Source organism: Serpentinimonas sp. SMBJO2 (genome assembly GCF_056341105.1).
In genome coordinates this window covers 1,741,921-1,765,347 of sequence record NZ_CP150628.1, presented here as the reverse complement: position 1 = coordinate 1,765,347, position 23,427 = coordinate 1,741,921, and the positions used below count along the sequence as shown (strand labels likewise).

12 protein-coding genes are annotated in these 23,427 nt (G+C 63.4%); 10 read left to right on the top strand and 2 right to left on the bottom strand.

Annotated elements, in window-relative coordinates:
• Positions 1 to 26: 26 nt before the first annotated feature.
• Positions 27 to 1,454, top strand: a complete 1,428-nt coding sequence (locus tag AAAZ40_RS08135) for a homospermidine synthase (RefSeq protein ID WP_476659894.1) — start codon at positions 27 to 29, stop codon at positions 1,452 to 1,454.
• Positions 1,455 to 1,477: 23 nt separating this feature from the next.
• On the opposite strand, the gene AAAZ40_RS08130 is transcribed toward AAAZ40_RS08135, so the two are convergent.
• Positions 1,478 to 2,626, bottom strand: a complete 1,149-nt coding sequence (locus AAAZ40_RS08130) for an AI-2E family transporter (protein WP_476659893.1) — start codon at positions 2,624 to 2,626, stop codon at positions 1,478 to 1,480.
• Positions 2,627 to 2,843: 217 nt separating this feature from the next.
• Between AAAZ40_RS08130 and AAAZ40_RS08125 the strand changes: the two genes are divergently transcribed.
• Genes AAAZ40_RS08125 through AAAZ40_RS08085 form a run of 9 tightly spaced genes read left to right on the top strand, consistent with a single transcriptional unit; the run spans position 2,844 to position 20,971 of the window.
• Entirely contained in the window at positions 2,844 to 4,988 is a 2,145-nt protein-coding gene (locus AAAZ40_RS08125; RefSeq protein WP_476659892.1) for a peptidase domain-containing ABC transporter, read from the top strand.
• Positions 4,985 to 5,524, top strand: coding sequence for a hypothetical protein (locus AAAZ40_RS08120; protein WP_476659891.1), 540 nt, complete (start codon positions 4,985 to 4,987; stop codon positions 5,522 to 5,524). The genes AAAZ40_RS08125 and AAAZ40_RS08120 overlap by 4 nt, the downstream gene beginning before the upstream one ends.
• Before the next feature lie 4 nt (positions 5,525 to 5,528).
• Positions 5,529 to 6,494 (top strand): hypothetical protein, encoded by a 966-nt coding sequence (locus AAAZ40_RS08115; protein ID WP_476659890.1) that lies wholly within the window; start codon positions 5,529 to 5,531, stop codon positions 6,492 to 6,494.
• Positions 6,491 to 7,123 carry a hypothetical protein gene (locus tag AAAZ40_RS08110; protein WP_476659889.1) on the top strand — a complete coding sequence of 211 codons (633 nt, stop codon included), beginning with the start codon at positions 6,491 to 6,493 and terminating at the stop codon, positions 7,121 to 7,123. The genes AAAZ40_RS08115 and AAAZ40_RS08110 overlap by 4 nt, the downstream gene beginning before the upstream one ends.
• Complete coding sequence (locus AAAZ40_RS08105) at positions 7,120 to 8,253, top strand: hypothetical protein (RefSeq protein WP_476659888.1); 1,134 nt, start codon at positions 7,120 to 7,122, stop codon at positions 8,251 to 8,253. The genes AAAZ40_RS08110 and AAAZ40_RS08105 overlap by 4 nt, the downstream gene beginning before the upstream one ends.
• Positions 8,250 to 8,897 (top strand): hypothetical protein, encoded by a 648-nt coding sequence (locus AAAZ40_RS08100; RefSeq protein ID WP_476659887.1) that lies wholly within the window; start codon positions 8,250 to 8,252, stop codon positions 8,895 to 8,897. Before AAAZ40_RS08105 ends, AAAZ40_RS08100 begins: the two co-directional genes overlap by 4 nt.
• Positions 8,894 to 18,364, top strand: a complete 9,471-nt coding sequence (locus AAAZ40_RS08095) for a calcium-binding protein (RefSeq protein ID WP_476659886.1) — start codon at positions 8,894 to 8,896, stop codon at positions 18,362 to 18,364. Before AAAZ40_RS08100 ends, AAAZ40_RS08095 begins: the two co-directional genes overlap by 4 nt.
• A gap of 7 nt (positions 18,365 to 18,371) precedes the next feature.
• Positions 18,372 to 19,607 carry a glycosyltransferase gene (locus AAAZ40_RS08090; RefSeq protein WP_476659885.1) on the top strand — a complete coding sequence of 412 codons (1,236 nt, stop codon included), beginning with the start codon at positions 18,372 to 18,374 and terminating at the stop codon, positions 19,605 to 19,607.
• A complete protein-coding gene (locus AAAZ40_RS08085; protein WP_476659884.1) occupies positions 19,604 to 20,971 on the top strand; it encodes an HlyD family type I secretion periplasmic adaptor subunit in 1,368 nt (455 codons plus the stop codon). The genes AAAZ40_RS08090 and AAAZ40_RS08085 overlap by 4 nt, the downstream gene beginning before the upstream one ends.
• A 60-nt stretch (positions 20,972 to 21,031) precedes the next feature.
• Here AAAZ40_RS08085 and rpoD read toward each other — a convergent pair whose 3' ends face one another.
• Positions 21,032 to 23,386, bottom strand: a complete 2,355-nt coding sequence (gene rpoD, locus AAAZ40_RS08080) for an RNA polymerase sigma factor RpoD (protein ID WP_476659883.1) — start codon at positions 23,384 to 23,386, stop codon at positions 21,032 to 21,034.
• Between the last annotated feature and the right edge of the window lie 41 nt (positions 23,387 to 23,427).

Below are 23,427 nucleotides of genomic sequence, written 5' to 3'. Positions count from 1 at the left end.
ATCCCCTCGAACGACTTTCCATCTCCATGACCGACCCGCAGACCACGTTCCACCACTACGAGGGCCGCATCGTCCTGGTCGGCTTTGGCAGCATAGGCCAAGGCGTGCTGCCGCTGCTGCTGCGCCACATCCGGCTGTCGCCGGCGCAGATCGTGGTGCTCACGCCGGGCAGCGACGGCGCCGCGATCGCACGGAAGTTCGGCGTGCGCATGGTCGACGCGGCGCTCACGCGCGCCAACTACCGCGAGCTGCTGACGCCGCTGCTGGCCGACGGCGACTTCCTGCTCAACCTCTCGGTCGATGTCAGCAGCGCGGCGCTGATCGCGCTGTGCCAAGAGCTGGGCGCGCTCTACCTCGACACCGTCTCCGAGCCTTGGGCCGGAACCTACGACTGCGCCGCATTGCCGCTGGCGCGGCGCACCAACTACGCCCAGCGCCAAGAGTCGCTGGCGCTGCGCCGTGCGGGGACGCCGACGGCGGTGATCACGCATGGTGCCAACCCCGGCCTGGTTTCGCATTTCGTCAAGCAGGCCCTGCTCGACCTGGCACGCGATACCGGCATCGCAGTGGCCGCGCCGGCCACGCGCCCAGAATGGGCGCGGCTGGCGCAGCAGCTGGGCGTGAAGGTGATCCACATCGCCGAGCGCGATACCCAGGTCGGTGCGCAACCCAAAGCGGTGGGCGAGTTCGTCAACACCTGGTCGGTCGAGGGTTTCGTCGCCGAGGGCCTGCAGCCGGCCGAACTGGGCTGGGGCACGCACGAGCGCCACTTCCCGCCCGACGGCGTGCGCCAGACCAGCGGCTGCCGTGCGGCGATCTACCTCGAGCGCCCCGGCGCCAGCACGCGCGTGCGCAGCTGGACCCCCGTCGCCGGCGCGCAGCACGCCTTTTTGATCACCCACGCCGAGGCGCTGTCGATTGCCGATTACCTCACCGTCGCCGCTGCGTCGGGCGACAGCGGAGCACCCGAGTACCGGCCGACCGTGCACTACGCCTACCACCCGTGCAACGATGCGGTGCTGTCGGTGCACGAACTCGCTGGCCGCCAGTGGCAGATGCCGCTGCGCACGCGCATCCTGAAGGACGACATCGTTGCCGGCACCGACGCGCTGGGCGTGCTGCTGATGGGCCATGCGCGCGGGGCCTACTGGTACGGCTCCCAGCTCAACGTCGAACAGGCCCGTGCCGCCTGTCCGCACAACAGCGCGACCAGCTTGCAGGTGACGGCCAGTGCCCTGGCGGGCGTCGTCTGGGCCATGCGCAACCCGGCCTGCGGGGTCGTCGAGCCCGACGAGATGCCGCATGCGCAGATCCTCGACTGGTGTCGTCCGTACCTGGGCGAGCTCGGTGGCGTCTACACCGACTGGACCCCGCTGCTGGGGCGTGGCCAGCTGTACCCCGAAGACATGGACCGCGACGACCCCTGGCAGTTCAAGAACTTCAGGGTCGGCTGAGGGGCGGTCGGGCGGACCGGTCTTCAGCCCCGGGTCTGGGCGTCGGGCGCAGTGGATGCAGTAGACGCAGCGGGCGCAGCGGGCGCAGCGGGCGCAGCGGGCGCGCTGCCGGCGGCGGTGGCCGCCCATTCGCGCCAGACGGCCAGCAGCACCGCGAGGATCACCGGGCCAACGAACAGCCCGATCAGCCCGAACGCGCCCAGGCCGCCGAGCACGCCGAACAGCACGATCAGGAACGGCACCTTGGACACGCCGCTGATGACCAGCGGGCGCACCAGGTTGTCGATCCAGCTCACCGCCAGCATGCCCCACAGCAGCAGGCCGATGCCGGCCGCCACATAGCCGGTGAGCAGCAGCCACAGCGCCATCGGCACCCAGATCAGGATCGCGCCGAAGGGGATCAGGGCCAGCAGCGCCGTCGCTGCGCCCCAGAACACCGGCGCCGAGATGCCCACCGCCCAATAGCCCAGCCCGGCCACGAAGCCCTGCGCGACCCCGGCCAGCAGCAGGCCGTAAACGACGGCGCGGGTGGTGTTGCCGACGGCATCGAAGTAGGCCTGAACACGGTTGCCCAGCAGCCCGCGCAGCACCTGGCGCGATTCTTGGAACAACTGCTCGCCGTCGCGAAACAGGAAAAACGCCGTCAGCAGCGCGATCGTGAAACGCAGCGCGTTCATGCCCAGGTCGCCGAGCAGGCCGACGGCGCGCGCGCCCAGCCACTGCCCCCACTGCTCGCCAAGCGTGGCGAGGTAGCGGCCCAGCTCTTGGCGGTCGCCACCGAGCACCGCCAACTGCTCTTGTAGCCAGGGCCCGATTACGGGGATTGCGGCCAGCGGTTGCGGCAGCTCGACGCCTGCCCTCAGAAACGCCAGCGCGTTGCGCAGCGCGCCCGTGCCCTCGCGCTGCATCATGAGCAGCAGCCACAGCGGCACCGCGACCAGAACCACGGCCAGCGCCATCGTCATGGTGAACGCGGCCCAGCCGCGCCGGCCGTTGAAGCGCCGCACCAGCCGCTCGTACAGCGGCCAGGATACGTAGACCAGGATCGCCGCCCAAGCCACCGCGGTCAGGAAGGGCTGCAGCACGATCAGGCCGGCGAGCAGCAGCACGCCCAGCAGCAAGGCGACCAGGCCGTTGCGCAGCCAGGCGGGGGGGTGATGGGCGTCTTGCATGGGTGGCGGCTGGGTCGGGCTGGCTTAGAGCGAATCCATGAAGCTGCGCAGCTTGTCGGAGCGGCTCGGGTGTTTAGCTTGAACTTGGCTTGACAGCCCGTTTTTTGCCATTTTACAATCGAATCAAGAAAATCATTATGATTCAAAAGGGCGGGCTATGCAGGGAGTGCATCAGAGTGCCGTTTTCGATTCGGTAGAGAGCCTTGACACAGCAGCCGTGCTGTGGCTGCTGGCCAGCTTGGCTGCCTTCTATCGCCAGCCGTTCGACGCTGAGTTGGTGCAGAAGCGTTTTCCGCCACCGGTCGATCTGCCCGCGTTGATCGAAGCTTTGGACGCCCATGGTCTCGAGGCCGGTTTCGTACAGTGGCCCGAGGCGGGGACGTCGGATTTTCCGCTGCCGGCTGTGGCGCTGCTCTACGCGTCGGCTTCCGAATGCACAAATACGGGGGCCGAACAGGTCGATCTTTCTTGCGCCCAGTCGCCTGAACCAGCCTCGTTCACCCCGGCGCTCATCGTTCAGCACAGCCCCGGAACTGTGGTCTGGGTCAGGCACGGTCAGTCGACGCCGGAATCCTTGTCACTCGAAGCCGCACGCGCCCAAGCTGCGCCGGCACTGCTGCTGGTCACGCAAGCCGACCCACCGATATCGGAATCCCTCAGTCGCGCAGCCGAACCTGATGTTCAGCCAAAGCCCTTCGGGTTTTCCTGGTTTGTTCCTGAACTGTTGCGCCATAAACGAATTTGGAGTGACGTGCTGCTGGCCAGCCTCGCCATCCAGCTTGTCGCGCTGGCCACGCCGCTATTCACCCAGGTCATCATCGACAAGGTCATCGCCCACCACTCGGAAAGCACGCTCATCGTGCTGGGCGTGGCGCTGGTGGTGTTCATGTTCTTCACCAGCGGCATGACCTGGCTGCGCCAGTATCTGGTGCTGCACACCGGCAGCCGCATCGACGCGGTGCTGTGCGAAAAGGTCATGCGGCACCTGCTGCGCCTGCCCCTGCCGTACTTCGAGGCACGGCCCACAGGCACCACCGTGGCGCGCATGCAGGGCGTCGAGACGCTGCGCGAGTTTGTCTCGGGCGCGGCGGTCACGCTGATGCTCGATTTTCCCTTCCTGCTGATCTTTCTGGCCGTGATGTTTGCCTACAGTTGGCAGCTCACCCTGATCGTGCTGGCCATCCTCGCGCTGATCGTGGTCGTCAGCCTGTTCATGGTGCCGGTCTTCCGTGCGCGCCTGGACGAGCAGTTCCTGCTCGGGGCGCGCAACCAAGCATTCCTGACAGAATATCTTGCGGGCATGCCAACCGTCAAGTCGCTGCAACTGGAGCCGGTGGTCGACAAGCGCTACGGCACCTATCTGGCGCAGTATCTTGCGGCCAACTTCGCCACCCGGCAGGTGGGCAACACCTACCAGGTCGTCGCCGGCGGGCTCGAACAGCTCATGACCTTGTCCATACTCATCGTCGGCGCCTGGTACGTCATGCAGGACGTCGGCTTCACGGTGGGCATGCTGGTGGCCTTCCAGATGTTTGCCAGCCGCTTGTCTCAGCCGGTCATGCGGCTCGTGGGTCTGTGGCAGGAATTCCAGCAGGCGCGCGTCGCCGTCGAGCGGCTTGGCGACATTCTAGACATGCCGCAGGAGCCCGTCACCCTCACCCCGCAACGTGCCGCCGGAGGTGTCGGCAAGATCGAGATCAGGGACATATCCTTTCGCTACTCCCAGCAGCATCCCTGGCTCTACCGCGGCTTCAACCTTGCCATTGGCACCGGCAAGTTGACCGTGCTGATGGGCCCATCCGGCTGCGGCAAGAGCACGCTGGCCAAGCTCCTGCAGGGCTTCTACTTTCCGCAGGAGGGCCAGATCACCATCGACGGCCGCGACCTGCGCACACTCGCAGCCAACGAGCTGCGTGCCTACTTTGGCGTGGTGCCGCAGGAGACGGTGCTGTTCTCGGGGACGGTCTACGAGAACCTCGTCATGGCGCACCCGCATGCGAGTTTCGAAGACGTCATCGCCGCGTGCCGAGCGGCGGAAATTCACGAAGTCATCGAAAAGCTCCCCAAAGGCTACCAGACCGAGCTGGGTGAACATGGCACGGGGTTGTCGGGCGGACAGCGCCAGCGCATCGCCATCGCCCGCGCGCTGCTCAAGCGCCCCAAGGTGCTGATCTTCGACGAGGCCATTTCCAACCTCGACCAGCACACCGCCGAACACTTCGCCCAGACCGTCAACCGCCTCAAGGGCAAGGTGACGATGATCTTCATCACCCATCAGGTGCCCAAGGGCCTGCAGGTGGATGAAGTAGTGAACATGGCTGGCCACGGAGGGCACGTGAGTTTGGTGAAGGAGATTGTATGAGGCAGCTAAGCAAAGAGCGGTGGAAAAAAATCCACGGCATCAGGGAGCCCAAAGACCCAGAGGATGCAGAGGTCGTTGCCCGTCGATATATCCACGAGGCGATAGTGAGATGGGAAATCAAATGGATCAAGTATTTGCACATGATTTCTGCCTCCCTGGCCTTTGGCGTCGTGCTACTGCCAAACTTTATCAAGGGATGGCATGGATTCATTGCTTCAATTCCTGTTGCTTCATGGGTTCAAAGGGAATTCTCAAGCTTGAGTGGCACACTGTTGTTTTGTCTTGCAGTGGGGCTATTGCTGTATTTTTATTCGGCTTTCAAAATTGATGGCAAAAATTATTCCGAATACAACTACCCGATCAATCTTAGTCACATTGGCTCTCCGCAGGAAATAGAACGATACGATCTTTATCCGAGAACTAAGCTGGAAGAAAGAGTTTTTTTTGCCGATAGTGCGGGCGGGCTTTGGGGGGCAATATTCGTGTGGTTTGGTCTGTTTGGTGGATTTTCAATTATTTTGAATGCAAAGGGGTGATGTGATGAGCTTTTGTGCAATCCCCAAAAGGCTGGGGGTACTGGGTACCGCAGGAGAGCTTGCGGCTTCAACTGCCGCTGCCAATTCGGCTTACAACAGTGGGCTCGAGAAATCCAACAATGTGGCCTCAATGGGGGCTGCCATAGTCGCCGCTTTCGCAACGGCCATGCAGATGAGTAAATTTCACCCATTCCTGCGTGGTCTAGGAATGGGGCTTGTTCCAACTGCGGCAACAACTCATGCAGCTTTAAGCGTGGCCGCATTGCAGAATGCAACAACCCCAGCCGACAAGCTTGCTGCTGGATTGGGTGTTCTTGCTGGCGTAACTGGAACGATCGCCGGACTTCTTCCTCCGTCACCAGCGAAAGCGGCTTTGGCGGCGGCATCGATTTCTGCGGCTGCTGCGCAGGCGCTCGTAGAAGCACGAAAGCCGCTTGAGCAGAGCATTCTTGATGCACTGGACGAAGGTACGCAGGCATTCAATCAGTTCTTCTTCAATAGACCCGGCACATGTGATATCGAGAAAATCAAAAGGCAGACCCAAGCCGCCTCCACCATCCCTTCTCCAATCATCCTTGACCTGGACGGCGACGGCGTCATCCGCACCGTGGGTCTGTCGTCAGGTGTTTACTTCGACCACGCCGCCGACGGCTTTGCCGAGCGCAGCGGCTGGGTGGCCCCTGGTGATGGGCTCTTGGTCTGGGATCGCAACGCCAATGGGGTGATCGACTCGGGCCGCGAACTCTTTGGCTCCGAAACCCTGTTGCCCAACGGCCTGAAAGCCGTCAACGGTTTCGCAGCGCTCAGGGCGTTGGACGCCAACGGCGACGGCGTCATCGACGCCAACGACCCGGTGTTTGCCCAGTTGCGCGTGTGGGTCGATGCCAACACGGACGCGCGCACCGGCCAAGGCGAGCTGCTCAGCCTGGAAGAGGCCGCGAATGAGGCGCAGTGGAGGCAAGTCGCATGAACGGCCACTCAGCTATACCCAATACCACCCACCGCACCCGCTGGCAGCGTTTTATTGACTGGCTCGCCGGCGGCCCGCCCGACCCAGAAAAAATCGCAGCGGCGCGGCTCAAGCCTTGGTACAAAAGGTATCAGCTTAGTTTAGTGATATGGGGTGGATGGCTTGTTGTTATGGCCTATCCCCAAGGGGTTACACACCTAAACGCCAAACCTGACTTTCGTCAGTTAGAAACTGTGCAGGTGCACATCGTGCAAACACGGGATCGCGACCCACACTTTGTAATGGAGTGGCCTGATGGACAACAACGTAGCGTTTATTGGCCTAAAACGGTAACTTTTTTTGGTGCAGGCAGCTTCCATCTTTGGACCTCAACAGAGCGCCAAGCCTTGGTTGGTTGCCGAGCCACGGCGCGTATCTCGTCCATACGTTACTGGGTGTTGGCTGGTCAGTATCGTGTGTGGGCCTTGTCGTGTCCATCTATAGGCTTTGAAATCGGTTCCGACCAGACACAACAGATTATGGGCAAAGAGCTAAAAATTGGTCTTGACGCCTTCTTAGGCGTCACATTGTTCGTGTTGGCCCCCTTGGGCTTTGTTTTCTTCTTGCGTGAAAGGCGAGGTGTTCTGTGAGTACACAACCTGTGATGGTGGTCACCAATTTTGTTGGCATGCACGTCAACGCTGCCAACGTCGGCGTAGGAGCCAAGAACCCCGATGGTTCTTTCAATGCCACAGGCACCGTGCTGGGTGTGAGCCAAACCGCACACGCGGCAGTGGAGTTTGCGCGCACGGGCATGGCGACTGGAAAGGTCTTGCCTGGTGTAGGCATGTTCCTTGGTGCGGCGGCTATGGCGAATAGTTATAGAAAAATACAAGAATTCAATAGTTCCGGCAAATCCCCCCAACAATCCGACATTGCAGGCCTCATAGGCGGGGCGGCGGCCATTGCTGGAGGTGCAGCCCTCATCCTGGGCGGCGGCATCATCGTGCCCATTGCCGTCGGCGTGGGCGTGTCCGCTGGCATCTACCAGGTGGTGGCGGGTGCCAAGGGCTGGACGGTCGATGACGCCAAGGGGCTGTTGTTCGAGCGCGCGCTCACTCCCCAAGAACGCGCTGAAGTCGACAGCATCATGCGCGGTCTTCAAGACGACCCCGCCTTCCAACAGTGCATGAGGGAATACACCGGGCAGGTGCCCGTGTTCAACCCAGACGGGCTGCTGCCCGTGAACCCCTGGTTCGACGTGCTGGTGCCTGACTTCAGCCTCATCGAGGACATCAAACGCCAAACCCAGGTTGCCTCCACCATCCCCTCGCCCATCATCCTGGATCTGGACGGTGACGGTGTCATCGGCACCGTGGGCTTGCCAGCGGGCGTATTCTTCGACCACGCCGCCGACGGCTTTGCCGAGCGCAGCGGCTGGGTCGCCCCTGGCGACGGCCTGCTGGTGTGGGACCGCAACGCCAATGGGGTGATCGACTCGGGCCGCGAACTCTTTGGTTCCGAAACCCTGTTGCCCAACGGCCTCAAGGCCGTCCACGGCTTCGAGGCCCTGAGGGCACTGGACGCCAACGGCGACGGCGTCATCGACGCCAGCGACCCGGTGTTTGCCCAGTTGCGCGTGTGGGTCGATGCCAGCACGGACGCGCGCACCGGCCAGGGCGAGCTGCTCAGCCTGGAAGAGGCCGGGGTGCGCGGCATTCACGTGGCGTACTCGAAGCGAAGCGCCGCGAATGAGGCACAGTGGAGGAAAGTCGCATGACCCAAACCCCCAAACCCAACCCCGTCAAAGCGTTGTGGCAGCGCTTCAAAGCCCGCATGAAGCGCACTTGGATCGGTTGGTTCTACATCTGCGCCCGCAGGGAAGCGGTGGGCAGTGTTCTGCTGATGCTGTTGCTGCTTGCTTTCGTGATTGGAAGTTTCGGCTTGTCTGGCTACATGGCGGTTCGGCACTACGCCTCGTGGGACGAGCTGCCCTGCCAGACCGGCACCGTGGTCAGGGCGGTCGTATTGACTCGCGGGCATTCGTCTTCCACCCTGGCCGATGAGGTTGGAATGACTCACAAGTTCTACGGCACGAATTCCACCATCCGAAGTCTAGAGCCCTTCATCGGCCAGTCGCTAACGGTTTGTTACGTCACTGAGGTGTCGATCTGGTACCCGTTTTACTCCCGCAGAGTTGTCACGATTGATTACCCCGACGGCACACGCGGCCTAGACCGGCGGGCCACCCCTGCTGCAAGCAGGGCGTTTTACATCCAGTTGATGAAAGTCCTCTGGCTGTGGATTGCATTGCCCTTGTTCCTGTGGCTGCTCAAACGCTATGCCCGCGCGGCGTGGCGGGCGCGGCAGGCGCATCTTGAAAGTCTTGTTTCCACCCACCCAACCTCAGGGAGTTCCACATGAGTCTGAACCATGCCACGGTCCATTTGGTGTCGGATATTTTGGGCGCCAAGGCCTCGCCAGTCGATCTGGCCAATGCGGGCAAGGCCGCCAACAAGGGTGAGGCCATCGATGCGGTTGTGTCAGGGGCCTCCGGCTTGCAGGCCCTGGCAAGCACCATATCCAGAGCAGTCGCGAGCAAGGCGCCGCATGTTTGGGCGGCTGCAGCAACCAATGATGCATTCAAACTTGTTAGTGAAGCCGATAAAGGAAGCATTAAAAACGACACCCTGCTGGGTGCACTCTCAACGGCTGTTGCGGGGGTGGGGTTGGTTGCAGGGCTCACGGCTGCGTCTCCGGCGATTTTGCTGGGTGTTGCCGCATCGACCATCGTGGGTTCTGCCGCACTGGGGCTGGCCGCACTGGCGGCCAAACCCAATGACGCGAGCATTCACGACGCGGTGGTCAACCTGCTGGCGCGCACCCAGGAACTGGCGGCGCAGATGGGCACAGCGCTGCAGGCATACTTCAGCCGGTTTGGTGCCAACCTGGAAAGCGGTATCGACAACCTTTTTAACTGGGTAACGGGCCCATTGCACCATCGGCTCGAACAAAGGATCACGCAGCAGCCCAACGACGTCATCGAGGACATCAAACGCCAAACCCAGGTTGCCTCCACCATCCCCTCGCCCATCATCCTGGATCTGGACGGTGACGGTGTCATCGGCACCGTGGGCTTGCCAGCGGGCGTATTCTTCGACCACGCCGCCGACGGCTTTGCCGAGCGCAGCGGCTGGGTCGCCCCTGGCGACGGCCTGCTGGTGTGGGACCGCAACGCCAATGGGGTGATCGACTCGGGCCGCGAACTCTTTGGTTCCGAAACCCTGTTGCCCAACGGCCTCAAGGCCGTCCACGGCTTCGAGGCCCTGAGGGCACTGGACGCCAACGGCGACGGCGTCATCGACGCCAGCGATCCGGTGTTTGCCCAGTTGCGCGTGTGGGTCGATGCCAGCCTGGACGCGCGCACCGGCCAAGGCGAGCTGCTCACTCTCGATGAAGCCGGGGTGCGCAGCATCAACGTGGCGTACACGAACAGCACCCACGTGGACACGCACGGCAACCAGCACCGCCAGGTGGGCCGCTACACCACGACCAATGGTCAGACCCGCGCTGCCACCGACGTGTGGTTTACCGCGAACATGACCAGCAGCCTGCCGACCGAATGGGTGGAAGTGCCCGCCGACATCGCCCTGCTGCCCGATGCCCAGGGATACGGCAAGGTGCGCGACTTGCACCAGGCCATGGCCTTGGACACAACGGGCCAACTCAAGGCGCTGGTCAGCGCCTTCACCCAAGCCACAACCCCCGAAGACCGGGATGCCCTGGTCACACAGATCATCTACCGCTGGAGCGGCGTTCAGGATGTGGACCCGGCCAGCCGCGCTTCGCGCATGATCTACGGCAATGCCATCGGCGATGCGCGCAAGCTCGAAGCCCTGGAAGAGTTCATGGGCGAGGAATGGGCAGGCATCTGGTGCTGGCAGACACGCGACCCCAACCCGCATGGTCGCGCTGCACCGGTGCTGCTTGCGGCCTGGGACGAACTCAAGGCGCTGGTCTATGGCCAGCTCATGGCACAGAGCCATCTGCAGGGCCTGTTCCGCAACATCGCCTACCAGTGGGACATGGAAGCCGAAACCGTGGTGGGCGACCTTTCCGCCGTTGCACAGACATTGGCGGCCCAAATCGGGGCGGATCGCGAGGCGGGTTTGGAGGCCTTGGGCGATTTTCTGCACTCGCTCAAAGGCATGGGGCTGCTCGGCCGGATGGATGTGGCGGGCTTCAAGGCCATGCTTGCACCCATGGGGGCGGACGTGGCGCAGACCATGGACACTGCGCTCAGCGGCTGGGTAGCGGCCAGAGGTTCCACGGAAGGCAATGACGTGCTGCGCGGCACCGAATTCAACGACATCCTCGACGGGCGGGGCGGCAATGACCGTCTGTTTGGACGTGGAGGCAACGACATACTCAACGGTGGCTTTGGCAATGACACCCTCGACGGCGGCGCGGGCAATGATGTCTTGCGCGGGGGTGCCGGGGCGGACACCTACGTCTACGGGCGCGGCTACGGCCACGACACCATCAATGACTTTTCCGAGGGCGGCGCTCAGAGCGATACCGTGCGCTTCACGGGGCTTGCGCCTGCGGATGTCAGTGTGACGTTGGATGGACATCGGAGTTTGATTTTCAGGATTTCCGATACCGGCGAAACACTCACGATCCTGACCGACGGCAGTGAGGCGGCAAGAAATGGCGTCGGCCAATATGTGTTCGACGACGGCACGGTGTGGAGCCACGACGATGCGCTGCGCGCCACCGTGGTCGCGAGCACCGAGAACGACGACACCATTCACGGCTCGGTTGCCGGCGACAGAATCATCGGCCAGGCCGGCGACGACACGCTGATCGGCCACGGCGGCGACGACGTGATCGACGGCGGCGCGGGCAACGATCTGTTGATCGGCGGCACGGGCTGGAACTGGGTCAGGGACAACGGTCAGTGGCGGCAAGAGCGCAACACCACGCCGAGCGACTCTGCCAACGGCAACGACACCTACCTCTTCGGCCGCGGCGACGGGCAGGATACGGTGATCGACGGCGACTGGACGCCGGGCAACACCGACACCCTGCGCATCAAGGAAGGGGTGGCACGGGAGGACGTGCGCTTCATCCGCGAGGGCGAAGACCTGGTGCTGGCCATACGCGGCACGGACGACAAGGTCACCCTCAAGCACTACTTCCAGGAGGGCTGGAATGGCGCCAACGGGCCGTGGCTGATCGAGCGGATTGCCTTTCATGATGGCACGGTGCTGTCCTTTGCCAACGTGCGGGCCATACTCTTTGCCGGCAGCGATGAGGCGGAGACCACCATGGGCTCGCGGGGCGACGATGTGCTGACCGGCCGGGGCGGCAACGACACGCTTATTGGCAACGGTGGCGATGACGTGCTCGATGGCGGTGACGGGGATGACGTTCTGCTCGGGGGCGCCGGCCGCGACATCCTCGACGGCGGCGCGGGTAACGACGTGCTGCGCGGCGGCGGCGTCATGGGCTGGAACAACCCGATCTTCGACGGCGAAAGCGCGGGCGATACCTACCGCTTCGGCCGCGGCGACGGGCACGACACCATCATCGAGGATTCGTGGCAGCAGAACGAAACCGACCGCATCGAGCTGAAGGCGGGCGTTCTGCCTTCCGACTTACGCCTGGAGCGCGTGCGCACGGTCAACGGCTGGCAGCTCAGCGACGACCTGAGAATCACGATCCGCGACACTGGCGAGACGCTCACCGTCAGGAACCACTTCAACGAGCGCAACCGGTTCGCGGTGGAAGAGATCGTCTTTGCCGACGGCACGGTTTGGGGCCTGGAGGACATTCGCTCCCGCGCGCTGCTGGGCGAAGCCGGCAACGACGAGCTGCGCGGCTTCAATGACCGTGATGACCTCATTCAGGGCGGTGCCGGCAACGACAATCTGCACGGCGGCACCGGCTCCGACACCTACCGCTACGCCCTGGGCGACGGGCAGGACGTGATCCATGAGAGCTACACACCCGGTGAAGACGTGCTGGAGCTCGCCGCCGGCATTGCGCCCGGGGATGTGACCGTGCGCTGGACCTTGCAAGGCGACCTGGCCATGGCATTCCCAGACGGTGGGCGCGTTACCGTGCGCGGCCAGGCCAACACTTGGTCGGATCAGGTTGGTATCGAACAGTTGCGCTTTACCGACGGCACGGTCTGGGGCCGCGCCGATCTGGCCGCGCAGGCGCTGGCAGCCACCCACGGGGACGATGCCATCGTTGGCGGTTACCAAGACGACACGCTGGACGGCGGCGCTGGCAACGACCATTTCAAGAACCTGGGCGGCCATGACACCTACCGCTTTGGCATTGGCGATGGCCAGGACGTGATCGAGGCAACCAGGGGCCGCATCCAGTTCAGGCCTGGCATCGATCAGAACGGCATTATTTTCAGCCGCGACGGCAACGACCTGATTGTGACAGTCGCCGCTTCCGGCGACGCGGTACGCCTCAAGGACTGGCTCAACAACTGGCAGCGCATCGATACCTTCGACTTCGCCAACGGCGCTCGCCTGAACGCGAACGACGTTCTGGCTTTGCTCAATGTGAGCGAAGGCGCGGAAATCCTCTACGGCTCGCCCGGTGGGGACACGCTTAGTGGCACCGAAAAGGACAGCCAAATCTACGGCCGCGTGGGCGATGACGTGCTGATCGGCGGGGCGGGCCGCGACTGGCTCTACGGCGAAGCCGGCGACGACGTGCTCGATGGCGGCGCCGACCGCGACTGGCTCTACGGCGGCAAAGGCATCAATACCTACATCGTGGCCCCGGGTATGGACCTGGACAACGCGGTGGGCGCCAGCCTGGCGGTGGCCAACGACACCGTGGTATTTGCGCCGGGCATCCGGCCGGAAGACGTGTCGGTGCAGCTGGGGGATCCGAGCTGGAGCAGCCAGGCTGGCGATCTGGGCCATGTCAACCTCGTCATCGGCATCGGCGGCAACGACGCGCTGGTCGTGAGCAGCGAAAACGGGGACGACCTCGGGCGCGGCGCGATCCAGCGCCTGCGCTTCGACGACGGCACCGAATGGACGCTGGCTGATGTGATCGCCCACGCCGACGGCGGCAAGATGGGCTGGCAGCAGCGCTATTGGGGGGATACGACCACCATCGTTGGCAGCCAGGCCGACGATTTCATCTACGACTCCACCAGCCAGTCCGTCACCGTGCACGCGCGCGGCAACGACGACACCATCCAGCTCGCTGCCGGCAACGACGTCGTCTCGGCGGGCACCGGCAATGATACGGTCTATACCGGCCAAGGCGACGACCTGATCGCAGGCGAGGCAGGAGACGATTTCATCGACGCGGGCGACGGCGAGGACGTGATCGCATTCAACCACGGCGACGGCCACGACACCCTGCGGGCGGGGGATGGCGCGGACACCCTGTCCTTCGGCGCCACGGTCACGCCCGCCATGCTGTCGGCGGCGCTCGACCGCGAGGGCCGCGTGGTGCTGCTGATCGACGGTGGCGCGGGTGGCTCGATCACGCTCGAGGGCACGCGCTTGGACCGGCTGCCGGGCGATCTGGAGCGGCTCCAGTTCATCGACGGCGATGGCAAGGCGCGAATTTTCAACCTGGACGGCTGGCTGCGCGCCAACGCGGTTGCGCTGGTGGGCGCAACGCGGGGGGTGCCTTTGGCTTTCGACGGCAGCGGGTTTGAACTGACCGGCAAAGTGGCGCCGGCAGGCGGCCTGGAAGCCGTGGCCTATGCCCAGACTGGCGACCTGTTCGCTGCTGCCCGGCTAGGCAGCAATACCCCGACCGATGGCCATGACGTGCTTTATGGCACGCCCAATGGCGACACGCTGGATGCCGGCGACGGCAACGACATCGTGCTCGGCCTGGCCGGTAACGACATGATCTTTGGCGGCAATGGCAACGACCTGATCGTGGGCGGCGACGGGGATGATGTGCTCGACGGCGGTGCCGGCGATGACGTGATTTACGGCGGCTGGGGCGCGGACACGCTCTCCGGCGGTACGGGGCGTGACGAGCTTTATGGCGGCTGGGGTGGCGACACCTATCTCTACGCTGCCGGCGATGGCGTGGTGATCATCGACGACGATCACCGTGTGCTTGACTGGGGCTATGGTGGAGGCGATGGTGGGTACGGCGGTGAATGGGGCTATGGCGGTGGCTACGGTGGTGAGTGGAGCGGCGGTGCCATTGTCGATGACGCGCCCAACATCCTCAGCTTCGGCCCCGGCATCCGCCCGGAGGACTTGCGCTACTCGCAAGAGAACGGCGATCTGGTGATCGAGTTCGCGGGGCACCCGGGCGACAAGATCATCCTGCGTGGTTTCGAGCCGAACCGGGCGACGCAGACCCGCTCGGTGGACGTCATCCGCTTTGCCGACGGCACCGAGATCGTGGCCGAGTCCATCGAACCGACGGGCAGGACGGCGATGAATGCAGACGAAGGCGGCTGGCTTTATGGAACGCAATTTGCCGACACTCTGATCGGCGGTGATGGCGATGATGGATTGGACGGGCGTGGTGGCGCCGACCGGCTGGTGGGCGGAGTCGGATCGGACACCTATATCATCCACAAGGCATGGGGCAGCCGGCCCGCCGAGACGCTGATTGCCGAGACTTGGCGCGCACAGGACACGAACCGCATCCAACTTACTGGCGCAATCAACGCCGAAGCGCTGCGCCTGGAGTTTGATGGGCGCGACCTGCTGTTGCGGCTGATTGAAGAGGGCGACGCGATCCGCTTTGCCGGGTTCGATCCGCGCGCAGAAGGCATGCAGGCGCCAGTTTCGGAAATCAGCCTGCCATGGCCGGGTGGCAGTCTGTCGTTCGATGACTTGCTCTCGCGCGGCGTGCGCATCATCGGCACGCCGGCCAATGACGTGCTGACCGGCACGGCGCTTGCCGACTGGATCGAGGGCCGCGAGGCGGACGACACCATGAGTGGCGGCGCGGGTGGCGATCTGTACGTCATCGACGCCGATGGCGGCACGGACACCATCGTCGATATCGAAGAAGGTGATGCGCCCAACACCCTGGTGCTGCCCGAGGGTACAACGCTGGCCGATGTGCGCTTGTCTTTCGATCAGGAGGGCTTCCTGATTCTCGATCTGGAAAACACCGGTAACCGCGTGCGGCTGTCGGGCTTCGATCCGGGGAACCCGCTGGGCACGCGCGCCGTGGAGCGCTTCCGCTTCGGTATGGCGGGCGATGAGATCGGCTACGCCGAATTGCTCGCACGCGGCTTCGACATCGTCGGCACCGAGCAAAGCGACGCCCTCGAGGGCACCACGCTCACGGATCGCATCCGGGGCGGTCACGGCAACGACCTGATCGAAGCCACTCCCGGCGGCGACTGGCTCATGGGCGAAGGTGGCAACGACGTCTATGTCGTCAAGCTGGGCGACGGCATCGTCACCATCCACGACGTGGCCGAGGAAGATGCGGGCAATGTGCTGCGCTTCGGGCCCGGAATCGATCCGCAGGGCTTGCGCAACAACCTGCGCTTCGAGCCGGACGGCAACGGCGGCCATGTGCTGCTCATCCCTTACGGCAACGAAGGCGATGTGGTGCGGCTGACCGGGTTCAACCCGGCGGATGTGCTGGGCGGTGGCCACGCGGTTGAACGCTTCGAGTTTGCCGACGGCACGGCAGTGGATTACGCCACCTTCGTATCCTTGGGATTCGTGGTTGAGGGCGATGGCTCGGCCAACGTGCTGGTCGGCACCGATCAGGTCGAGCGTTTGCATGGCCACGGGGATGACGACGTCCTCCATGGAGGGGCAGGGAGCGACGAGCTTCATGGCGGAAAAGGCAGCGACGTGCTCTACGGCGGCGCGGGCGACGACGCCTATGTCTTTAACCGGGGCGATGGCATCGACACCATCATCGACAGCGGGCGGGAGGACTTCAACTTTATCCGCTTCGGTGCAGGTGTCCGACCCGAGGACATCCTTCACGAATGGGACGGCACCACCCTTGTCTTGCATTACGGCGATGAAGATGCTGTGCGGATCGAAAACTACCGTGCCTCGGAAGGCAATCCAGTCATTGTGACGCTGGTGTTCGAAAACGGTACCGTGGTGTCGTTGACGGAACAAATGAACCGTTCTCCTGTGGCGACCAAGCAGCTGGAAGACGCTGTGGGGGCAGAGGACCAGGATTTCCGTCTGACTCTCCCAGTCGACTTGTTCAGCGATCCGGATGCATCCGATGAAATCCAGGTGGCTGTCCGGCTGGCCAGCGGGGAGCCTCTACCGGCATGGCTGAGGTTCGATCCGGAGTCCAGAACATTGAGCGGGCGACCTACGAACGACGACGTGGGTGGTCTCGATCTTGTGGTGGAGGGCCGGGATCATTTCGGAGCGATCGCCAGCACGGCCTTTCACCTCACCGTGCAGAACACCAACGACGCCCCGGAAATCGGCACGGTCCTGCCCGACCAGCGCGCCGTACAGAATACGCCCTTCAGCTTCACGCTGCCCACCGACAGCTTCCGCGACGTGGACGTGGGCGATGTATTGCGCTACTCTGCCACGCTGGAACATGGCGATCCGCTGCCAGCCTGGCTCAGCTTCGATGCCGCCACCGGCACCTTCAGCGGCACACCCTCCGCCGCCGGCAGCTTCTCGCTGCGGGTCACCGCCACCGACCTGGCCGGCGCATCGGTCAGCCAGCTATTCACCTTCGAGGCCGAGGCGGGCGTCGGCAACCTGCCGCCCGTGACCACGCCCGATACAGCCTCCGTCAGCGAGGACTGCAAGCTCATCGCCTTGGGCAACGTGCTGGCCAACGACCGCGATCCGCAAGGCGGCTCGCTCCGAGTGACGGATGCTGGCATCCGCCGTGGCGAGTTCGGCTGGTTGAAGCTCTTGCCCGATGGACGATATGCCTATCTGCTGAACAATCTTGCACCCAAGGTGCAGGGGCTGGCCGAAGGGCAAAAGGTCTTTGACCGCTTCGCTTACACCGCCAGCGACGGCAGCGCCGCGACCACGAGCGAACTCGTCGTGACGGTAACAGGCAATAACGATAGGCCGGTGCTGGCGAGGGCGCTGGCTGATGTTCGACTGGCCAGGGGCAACTCATTTGCATGGCAAATACCCTCTGGTAGCTTCAGCGATGTGGACGAAACCAACACGCTGGCGTACGTGGCTACGCTCTCCAACGGCCAGGCACTGCCCAGCTGGCTCGAGTTCGATGCCGCGACGCAGACCTTCAGCGGCACGGCACCCGCCCACGCCAGGGGCAGCCTTGACGTGCGTGTGACCGCCAGCGACGGCCAGGGGTCAGGCTCGACAGCGGCGGACGTCTTTCGCATCAGCTTCGGCAACCGCACCGTCGTACCCTCTGCTGTCCTTGGCAACGCTCGCATTGGCAACGAACAGCAAGCGCCGTCGCCCGGGCCTATCGTCCACCGCAGTGACCGACCAGGCGCTGCCGATGCCCAACCCAGAAGCGGTCAGCAGGCCAGCGACGACAGTCTGGCACGCTTCTTGGATGGCTTTGGGTTCGAAGCTCCCCGTCTTGGCCTCGCGGGCGATGCGGCCTTCGGTGCCAACTGGTTTGACCGCTGGCACGAGCAAGTTGCCGGGTCGCCAGAGCCATCCGCGTCATCTGCAGGGGCGCAAGCCATTGAACAGCACTGGCGTCATTTGCAGCGGGCAATCGACCGCCTGGATGCCCAGCGGCAAGGCAGCGGACAGTGGCTGGGCAAGGGCCAGGGGGCGGATCTTGTCGGGCTGGCGGGGCTGCTCCAGGGCAATTTGGGTCTTCCGCGAGGCCACGCCGATTCGGTAGGCCTAGCTGTCGGAGGTGTGCAACTCAGGGCTTTCGCTGGGCTGCGCGAGGGCCTGAACGTGTTGCGCCAGTGAGGCTGCCATGGCGCGTGTGCTGATCGCGTGGGAACTGGGCGAGGCCTACGGGCACCTGGCCACCTGCCTGCGGCTTGCCGAGGGTCTGCGCCGACGCGGGCACACGGTGGTGCTGGTGCTCAAGGATGTGCGCCTGCCGTGCGGGCCGGATGCTGCTTCTGGCCTTACCGTGCTGGCCGCGCCCCTGACGCCGCAAGCCGGCGTGGGACGCCATGCCCCAGTCAATTATGCCGATATGCTATGCGCCAGCGGCTTTGCCGAGCCACAGGACGTGGCCGCCCGGCTCAGCGCCTGGCAGAGCCTTCTCGGGCTGGTGCGCCCAGACGCTCTGGTGGCCGATCACGCGCCCACCGCACTGCTGGCCGCCTATGGAGCCGGGGTGCCTCGTTTGACGATCGGCAATGGCTTTACCATCCCGCCTGCTGTGTCACCCTGGCCGTCGATCCGGCCTTGGGAACCGGTGTCGGAAGAAGCGCTGCTGGCCGCCGAGGCACGGCTCGACCGAGTGGTGGCAGCGGCTCAGCGCTTGTTGGGACAGCGAAAACCCCTGCGCATCCGCGCATGTTTTGCGACGCAGGGCGTGCTCAACACTTTTGCTGAGTTGGATCACTACGGCACAAGGCCCGGTGGCCGCTATGTCGGCCCCATCGTCACGGTGCCCCGGAGCTTGCGCGCAGCATGGAAGAGCGAGGAAGGCCCACGCGTTCTGGCCTACCTGCGGCCTGCTGTGCCGGGTTTCGAATCGATCATGCAAGCGCTCGCCCGGATGGATGCTGAAGTGCTGTGTGTGGCACCGGGTATGACGCCCGAGGCGGCGAAGCGTTGTGCTACGCGGCGCTTTCGCATTGCGCTCGGGCCGGTTGATCTGCCGCCTTTGCTCGAACAGGCCGATCTGGCGGTGGGTTACGGCAACAGCGGCTTCTCGACCCAAGCCTTGTTGGCGGGTGTGCCCTTGGCGATGCGCCCCCGGCATGTTGAACAGGCGCTCTTTGCTCATCGGGTGGAGGCACTGGGCGCGGGCAAGTTGCTCGGCGGCCGAATTGATGTAGACAGCGTCACCAAAACAATTTGTAGCTTGCTCGATAACCAAGCCTATCGTCAATCTGCGCTCGCATTTAAGCGTGGTTACTCCGATTTCTCATCAGACCAGGCGATTGAAAGAAGCGTGTTATTCATTGAGCAAGCTTGTTTGGCTGGTCACAACCGGATGCATGAGTTGCACCAAGAAAGTCCTACAGCATGACCGAATTGAAATACATAATGCAGCATGGTCAAAAAGATCAGCATGATTTTCACCCGCCACTGATTCGTTTGCAGCACAGACCGCCGCATCCACAAGGGCGTCGCGTACTCTGGGTGATTCTCTCGTTGATCATCTTCCTGATAGGTTGGTCGTTGCTTGGTAGATTGGACATCGTGGCGGTTGCCGAGGGCAGACTTGTGCCTGCCAATTACCTCAAGATTGTGCAACCTGCAGAGGCAGGGATCGTCCGCGAAATCCTGATTCGCAAGGGTGATGAGGTGCGTGCCGGTCAGGTGCTTCTGCGCATGGACGCGCTCGTCACCGAGGCCGAGCTGGAAATAATATCGATTGAGCACGCGCGTCGGCGCGTGCAACTTGCGCGCATTGATGCCGAACTAACCGGGCGTCCATTTGATGCTCCTGCGAATGCACCCGTAACACTGGTTCGCGAGGCAATCGAGCAACACCGTGCAAACCGAGAGGCGCTGACAGCTGCCCTTTCCGAGGAGCAGACCAGGCTTGTGCAGGCGCAACTGGAGCTGTCCGCAGCGCGCCAGCAAAAGAGTCGACTGGAGGCTGTGCTACCGCACTATCTTGCCCAAGAGCAGGCATTTGAACAGCTTGTCAAAACTGGCTTTGCCGGCGTGCTGATGGGTTCGGAAAAACGTCGACAGCGAATCGAGCGGGAGCAGGAGCTCGAGACCCAAGTGTTTCTGGTCGCTGCCGCTTCGATGGCCATTGAACAGTCACAGAGGAAGCTGCATCGAATAAAGGCCGACTACCAGCGTGCGCTACATGCTGAACGCAACGAGGCCCAGGCACATTGGGGCCGACTGACACAGGAACTGGAGAAGCAAGAACACCGGCGATTGTTGCTGGAGTTGCGGGCACCACAGGACGGCGTGATCAAGGACCTCGCAACCCACACTGCGGGCACAGTAGTTTCAGCTGGCACCGTGCTCGCGAGCCTCGTGCCGCAAGACGCCAGACTAAAAGCCGAGGTCTGGGTTTCGAACCGCGACATTGGTTTTGTCCGACCTGGTCAAAAGGTTCAACTCAAATTCGCAACTTTTCCATTTCAGCGTTTTGGTATGGGCAATGGCACCGTCGAGTTTGTCAGCGCAGATGCACAAAGTCTTGAAGAGGCACGTCAGCAGGGTCACGCAGGCGTTGGTGAAAATGCATTGCGTTACCGGGCCCATGTGGCACTGGCTGCGAGCGAATTGGAAATGAACGGCGAGCAATTTCCCTTGGCTGCAGGCATGCATACCACGGCAGAAATTAAACTGGGCAATCGCACAGTCATGGAGTTTCTGCTTTCGCCGGTAAAAAGAGCCTGGCATGAGGCAGGCAGGGAACGTTGAATTGTGGGTTGGCGCTGAATGTAGACTGGGGGGATGAAGACCGCCTAGCCAAAACCAGCCTCAGAGCGAATCCATGAAACTGCGCAGCTTGTCGGAGCGGCTCGGGTGCTTGAGCTTGCGCACCGCCTTGTTCTCGATCTGGCGGATGCGCTCGCGCGTGACGTCGAACTGCTTGCCCACTTCTTCGAGCGTGTGGTCGGTGGACATCTCGATGCCGTAGCGCATGCGCAGCACCTTGGCCTCGCGCGGGGTCAGGGAGTCGAGGATTTCTTTCACCACTTCGCGCAAGCCGGCCTGCATGGCGGCGTCGATGGGCGCGGTGTTGGCGCTGTCTTCGATGAAGTCGCCCAGGTGCGAATCGTCGTCGTCGCCGATCGGGGTTTCCATGCTGATCGGCTCTTTGGCGATCTTCATGATCTTGCGGATTTTTTCCTCGGGGATTTCCATCTTCTCGGCCAGCATCGAGGCGTCGGGCTCGAAGCCGTGCTCTTGCAGGTGCTGGCGGCTGAGACGGTTCATCTTGTTGATGGTCTCGATCATGTGCACCGGGATGCGGATGGTGCGCGCCTGGTCGGCGATCGAGCGCGTGATCGCTTGCCGGATCCACCAGGTGGCGTAGGTGGAAAACTTGTAGCCGCGCCGGTATTCGAACTTGTCCACCGCCTTCATCAGGCCAATGTTGCCCTCCTGGATCAGGTCGAGGAACTGCAGGCCGCGGTTGGTGTATTTCTTGGCGATGCTGATGACCAGGCGCAGGTTGGCCTCGATCATCTCTTTTTTGGCGTTGCGCGACATGCGCTCGCCGTCGTTCATGCGCTTGTGGATGGCCTTGAGCTGCTCCAGCGGCACCACCACGCTGGTCTGCAGGTCGATGAGCTGCTGCTGCAGTTCCTGGATCGGTGGAATGTGGCGCCCCATGCTGGCGCTCCACGGCTTGCCGGCTGCGGCCTGCTTTTCGACCCACTGGCGGTTGAGCAGGTTGGGCGGGAAGTCGGCCACAAACTTGTCCTGTGGCATGCGGCACTTGTCCACGATGATGCGGCGCAGTTCGCGCTCTTTCTTGCGCACCGACTCGACTTGCTGGCGCACCGTGTCGCAGAGCTTTTCGATCGCCTTGGCGGTGAAGCGGATGGTCATCAGCTTGTCGGTCAGCTGCGCTTGCGCCTGCTGATAAGCCGGGCTGGCGTAGCCGTGCTGGTCGTAGCTGGAGTGCAACTGCTCAAACAGCTCGCGCAAGGCATCGAAGCGCGCCAGGGCCTCGCGCTTGAGCTCTTCCATTTTGCGCGACACCGCTTTCGAGCCGCCCTTGCCGTCGTCGTCGCTGGCTTCGTCGTAGTCGTCGAAGTCTTCTTCGGCCACGTAGTCGTCGGCCTCGTCGGCGTCGGAAAAGCCATCGACAAAGGTCGAGATCACCACCGCACCGGCGCGAACTTCCTCGGCCATGCTCAGGATTTCGTTGATGGTGGCGGGCGACTGCGAGATCGCGGCCATCATCTCGTTGAGGCCGCCTTCGATGCGCTTGGCGATCTCGATCTCGCCCTCGCGCGTGAGCAGTTCGACCGTGCCCATTTCGCGCATGTACATGCGCACCGGGTCGGTGGTGCGGCCAAACTCGCTGTCCACGGTCGAGAGCGCGGCCTCGGCTTCTTCTTCGGCTTCTTCTTCGGTGGCCGAGGTCGGGCCGGCGTTGGACAGCAGCAGCGTTTCGGCGTCTGGCGTTTGCTCATACACCGCCACGCCCATGTCGTTGAGCAGCGAGACCACGACTTCGAGCGTTTCGGCCTCGGCCAGTTTGTCGGGCAGGTGGTCGTTGATTTCGCCGTGGGTCAGGTAGCCGCGTGTCTTGCCGAGCTTGATCAGGGCCTTGAGGTGGTCGCGCCGGGCCTTGGCTTCTTCTTCGGTCAGGATGGTGTCGTCGAGCCCGAACTCTTTCATCAGGGCGCGCTCTTTGGCCTTGCTGATTTTCATGCGCAAGGGCTTGGCCTTTTCGGCCGCCTCGGGGGCTTCGCTCACCTCCGGGGTGCCGTCGGTGGCGAGCGCTTCGGGTTCGACGCTGAACTCTTCTTCGAGGTCGATCAGATCGACTTCGTCGCGGATCGGCGGCGCGGCCGGAATGGCCTCGGGCAGCGCCGCGGCCTTGGGCTTGCGGCTGCGTTTGCTCGCTGGTGCCGCCGCTGCGCTGGCGGGCAGGGCGGGGGCTGCGGTGGTCGCGGCAGCAGTGACCGGGGCCGGGGCGGCTGACACAGCAGCGGCGGCCTTGGGGATGCGCGCCGGTTTTTTGCTTGCTGCAGGCAGGGCCGCAGTGGCAATGGGCTCGAGGCTGGCGGCCACCTCGTCAACGGGAGTGGGCGCTGTGACGGGCACCGGAGCGCGGGCTTCGGTTGGGGCTTTGGCGGTCGGTTTCTTGGAGCTCACAAACGGCGCTTTCTGCACGGGCTGCAACCCGGGCGTTGATT

Coding starts and splice junctions, on each gene's coding strand:
- AAAZ40_RS08135 (WP_476659894.1), top strand. CDS start 27: ATGACCGACCCGCAGACCACGTTCCACCACTACGAGGGCCGCATCGTC.
- AAAZ40_RS08130 (WP_476659893.1), bottom strand. CDS start 2,626: ATGCAAGACGCCCATCACCCCCCCGCCTGGCTGCGCAACGGCCTGGTC.
- AAAZ40_RS08120 (WP_476659891.1), top strand. CDS start 4,985: ATGAGGCAGCTAAGCAAAGAGCGGTGGAAAAAAATCCACGGCATCAGG.
- AAAZ40_RS08115 (WP_476659890.1), top strand. CDS start 5,529: ATGAGCTTTTGTGCAATCCCCAAAAGGCTGGGGGTACTGGGTACCGCA.
- AAAZ40_RS08110 (WP_476659889.1), top strand. CDS start 6,491: ATGAACGGCCACTCAGCTATACCCAATACCACCCACCGCACCCGCTGG.
- AAAZ40_RS08100 (WP_476659887.1), top strand. CDS start 8,250: ATGACCCAAACCCCCAAACCCAACCCCGTCAAAGCGTTGTGGCAGCGC.
- AAAZ40_RS08095 (WP_476659886.1), top strand. CDS start 8,894: ATGAGTCTGAACCATGCCACGGTCCATTTGGTGTCGGATATTTTGGGC.
- AAAZ40_RS08090 (WP_476659885.1), top strand. CDS start 18,372: ATGGCGCGTGTGCTGATCGCGTGGGAACTGGGCGAGGCCTACGGGCAC.
- AAAZ40_RS08085 (WP_476659884.1), top strand. CDS start 19,604: ATGACCGAATTGAAATACATAATGCAGCATGGTCAAAAAGATCAGCAT.